Source organism: Phenylobacterium sp., from assembly GCF_030693805.1.
Taxonomy (GTDB): Bacteria; Pseudomonadota; Alphaproteobacteria; order Caulobacterales; family Caulobacteraceae; genus Phenylobacterium.
In genome coordinates, this window is record NZ_JAUXZW010000393.1 from 1 (window position 1) to 3,699 (window position 3,699).

The following is a 3,699-nucleotide window of genomic DNA, read 5'->3' on the forward strand; positions in this document are numbered from 1 at the left end:
ATTTGGGAGCCGACTCGCTGACGCCAAGGATCAGCGGCCTACGATCGCCGGGGGTCGAGCGCCCGCCGTTGAACGCCTGCACGATCTCGCTCAGCCGATAGAAGTCCGGCACTGGCGGCGGCAGATTGATGATCAGCAGCATGCTGATCGTGGTGGCGGAGGCGAGCGTCAGCCCGATCAGCATCAGCACTTGGACAAACAGGGAAGCGGCGGGAGGGCCCCGCCGCGCCGAGGTCATGTGCGCTTCACCCGCGCGGTGAACATGTAGCCCTCGTTGCGCACAGTGCGGATCAGATCCTGGCCGCCGCCGTCGTCGAGCTTGCGTCGCAGGCGGCTGATCTGCACGTCGATGGCCCGGTCGAACGCCTCGGACGTCGGCCCGCGGGCGATGTCCAGGAGTTGGTCGCGGGTGAGCACGCGTTGGGGGCGCTCGACGAAGGCGCGCAACAGCGAGAACTCCCCGCTGGACAGGTTGACGATCACCCCGTGCGGAGAGCGCAGCTCCCGGCGCACCAGGTCCAGTCGCCAGTCGGCGAACTCACACCCCATGCCGACGCCGCCCGCATCGGCGCGTTGCTCGGCCCGGCGCAGCACCGCGCGCACCCTGGCCAACAGCTCGCGCGGGTTGCAGGGCTTCGCCAGATAGTCGTCAGCGCCCAGTTCGAGCCCGACGATGCGATCGGTGTCGTCGCCCATCGCCGACAGCATGATGATCGGCGGCGCGCCCGCCGAGCTCAGCCTTCGGCAGACCGCCAACCCGTCCTCACCGGGCAGCATGACGTCGAGCACGATGAGGTCGACAGACCCGCGCTCCAGCGCCGCCTCCATCTCGCGGGCGTCGGCCGCGGTGTCGACCTGGTAGCCGTGGCGGCCAAGGAAGTCGGAAACGACGTCGCAGATGCCGGGGTCGTCGTCGACCATGAGGATGCGGGCGGTCTGGGTCGCTGACTGCAGTTCCATGGCGTCATCCTGAGCGCGATGCGTAACTGCCGAATTTCATGATTGAAAGCCGTTCCGCAAGCGCCGCGTCGCGTCGGCGCCTGCAATCAGGCTTTCGGCGTGCGGACGAAAGAGCTGTACGGCGCGCGCCGTTGCCGCGGGGTGCGACGCATGTCTATCCTCGCGTCGCGTCAGAAATGTCGGGGGAGACAGACGGCCAATGAAACTCTTCGCCAAGAAACCGATCGCCGTACTGCTTGCTCAGGCGGCCGAGGACGGAGAGCATTCGCTCAAACGCGGACTCGGCGCGGTCAGCCTGACCATGCTCGGCATCGGCTCGATTATCGGCGCGGGGATCTTCGTGCTCTCGGGCCGCGAGGCCGCCGTCCACGCCGGACCGGCCATCGTGCTGTCTTTCGTCGTCGCGGGCGTCGTCTGCGCGCTGGCGGCGCTCTGCTACGCCGAGCTCGCATCGACCATTCCGGTGGCCGGATCGGCCTACACCTACGCCTACGCGACCCTCGGCGAGTTCTTCGCCTGGATCATCGCCTGGGACCTGATCATCGAATATCTGCTTGCCGGCTCGACTGTAGCCGTCGGTTGGTCGGGCTACTTTGTCGGATTGCTGAAGGACGCCGGCGTGGTGATCCCGATGGTCTGGAGCCAGGCGCCGTTCACCGTCAACGACGCCCACGAGCTCGTCGCGACAGGCGCCATCCTCAATGTTCCCGCCGTCGCCGTGGTCGCCTTCACCTCGCTGATCCTGATCCTGGGCGTGACGGAGTCGGCGACGTTCAACAACGTGGTCGTGGCGATCAAGGTGGGCGTGGTGCTGCTGGTGATCGTATTCGGCTTCATGTACGTGACGCCGGCCAACTGGAGCCCGCTGATCCCGACCGAAACGATCCATCCGGAGACCGGCCAGAGCGCCTACGGCGTGCCAGGTATCTTCACCGCCGCGGCGGTGATCTTCTTCGCCTATATCGGCTTCGAGACGGTTTCGACGGCGGGCCAGGAGGCGAAGAACCCGCAGGTCAATCTTCCGATTGGCATCCTCGCGTCGCTCGCCATCTGCACAGTCCTCTACATCCTGATGAGCCTGGTGATCACCGGCCTCGCGCCCTATCCGATGCTGAACGTGGCTGCGCCGGTCTATGTCGCCGTCGACCACGTCGGGCCTCAGCTCGCCTGGCTGAAGCCCGTAGTGACGATCGGGGCGACCATCGGCCTCGCCTCGACCATCCTGGCGCTGCTCTACGGCCAGTCGCGGATCTTTTACGCCATGTCGCGCGACGGCCTGCTGCCGAAGATCTTCTCCACCGTCCACCCCAAGCGGCGTACGCCGTGGGTCGGCACGGCCTTGACGGGCATGCTGGCCGCGCTGGTCGCGGGCCTGTTCCCGATCGGCATCCTGGGCGAACTCGTCTCCGCCGGCACGCTGGCCGCCTTCGCGGTGATCTGCGCCGGCGTGGTCTTCCTGCGCATTCGTCATCCGGAGCTGCCGCGCCGGTTCAAGACGCCGCTTTGGTTCATCACCGCGCCCGCCGGGGTGGTCGCCTGTCTCTACCTGATCTCGCAGCTTCCGTCGGCGACGTTCGTGCGCCTGGCGGTGTGGATGGCGATCGGCCTGGTGGTCTACTTCGGCTACGCCTACTGGCATTCGCGCTATCACGAACGCCAGATCGCCGCCGCGGAGTGACTTCGCGTCCGCGGGCGCGATAGACCCGCGGGACCGATGCTGCCGATCCATGACGTCCTTGATGCGCTGAAGTCCGCGCTGGCTGGTGCGCCAGCCGCCGTGCTGGTCGCCCCGCCGGGCGCGGGCACGACGACCGTCGCGCCCCTGGCTCTGCTGGATGCGCCCTGGCTGGCCGGCGGCAGGATCATCGTGCTGGAGCCGCGCCGCCTCGCCGCGCGCGCCGCCGCCGAACGGATGGCGACGATACTGGGTGAGACAGTCGGACAAACCGTCGGCTTTCGTGTGCGCATGCAATCGCGCGTATCCGTCCGCACCCGGATCGAGGTGGTCACCGAAGGCGTGTTCACCCGCATGCTGCTGGGCGACCCGGAACTGGCCGGCGTCGGCTGCGTGATCTTCGACGAGTTCCACGAACGCAGCCTGGACGCGGACCTCGGTCTCGCCCTGGCCCTGGACGCACAAAGTCTGCTGCGCCCGGATCTGCGACTGCTGGTGATGTCGGCGACCCTGGACGGGGCGGCTGTGGCCCGCCTGCTGGGCGGCGATGCGCCGGTGATCGAAAGCCTCGGCCGGATGTTTCCCGTGGAGACCCGCTACCTCGGGCGCGACGACGCTCTGCGCCTGGAGGATCGCGTCGCGCGCGCCGTGCGCCGCGCGCTCGCCGACGAACCGGGAAGCGTCCTCGCGTTCCTGCCCGGGCAAGGCGAGATCCGACGCACGGCGGAATTGCTGTCGCAGCTTCCGGCGGGCGTCACGCTGGCTCCGCTCTACGGCGCCCTCGACCCCATCGATCAGGACCGCGCCATCGCACCGGCGCGGCCGGGGGAGCGCAAGGTGGTGCTCGCCACCTCCATCGCCGAGACCAGTCTGACCATCCAGGGGGTCCGCGTCGTCATCGACAGCGGCGTCGCGCGCGTGCCGCGGTTCGATCCGGCCAGCGGTCTGACACGCCTGGCCACCGTCAGGGTCAGCCGCGCCGCCGCCGATCAGCGCCGGGGGCGCGCGGGGCGCACCGAACCCGGCGCGTGCTATCGGCTGTGGGACGAGGCCGAGACCCGCGC

The 3,699-nt window shown here is 68.6% G+C and carries 3 protein-coding genes and 1 pseudogene; 2 read left to right on the forward strand and 2 right to left on the reverse strand.

Annotated elements, in window-relative coordinates:
• Both Q8M88_RS15800 and Q8M88_RS15805 read right to left on the reverse strand, forming a co-directional pair.
• A pseudogene (locus Q8M88_RS15800) lies at positions 1-238 on the reverse strand (two-component sensor histidine kinase); the annotation flags it as partial.
• Positions 235-960 (reverse strand): response regulator, encoded by a 726-nt coding sequence (locus tag Q8M88_RS15805; RefSeq protein ID WP_305598114.1) that lies wholly within the window; start codon positions 958-960, stop codon positions 235-237. The pseudogene Q8M88_RS15800 and the gene Q8M88_RS15805, both read right to left, overlap by 4 nt.
• A 199-nt stretch (positions 961-1,159) precedes the next feature.
• Here Q8M88_RS15805 and Q8M88_RS15810 point away from each other — a divergent pair, with 199 nt between their 5' ends.
• Positions 1,160-2,638, forward strand: coding sequence for an amino acid permease (locus Q8M88_RS15810; protein ID WP_305598115.1), 1,479 nt, complete (start codon positions 1,160-1,162; stop codon positions 2,636-2,638).
• Between the two features lie 36 nt (positions 2,639-2,674).
• A partial coding sequence (locus tag Q8M88_RS15815; protein WP_305598116.1) for a helicase-related protein occupies positions 2,675-3,699 on the forward strand: 1,025 nt, incomplete at its 3' end.

Coding starts and splice junctions, on each gene's coding strand:
- Q8M88_RS15805 (WP_305598114.1), bottom strand. CDS start 960: ATGGAACTGCAGTCAGCGACCCAGACCGCCCGCATCCTCATGGTCGAC.
- Q8M88_RS15810 (WP_305598115.1), top strand. CDS start 1,160: ATGAAACTCTTCGCCAAGAAACCGATCGCCGTACTGCTTGCTCAGGCG.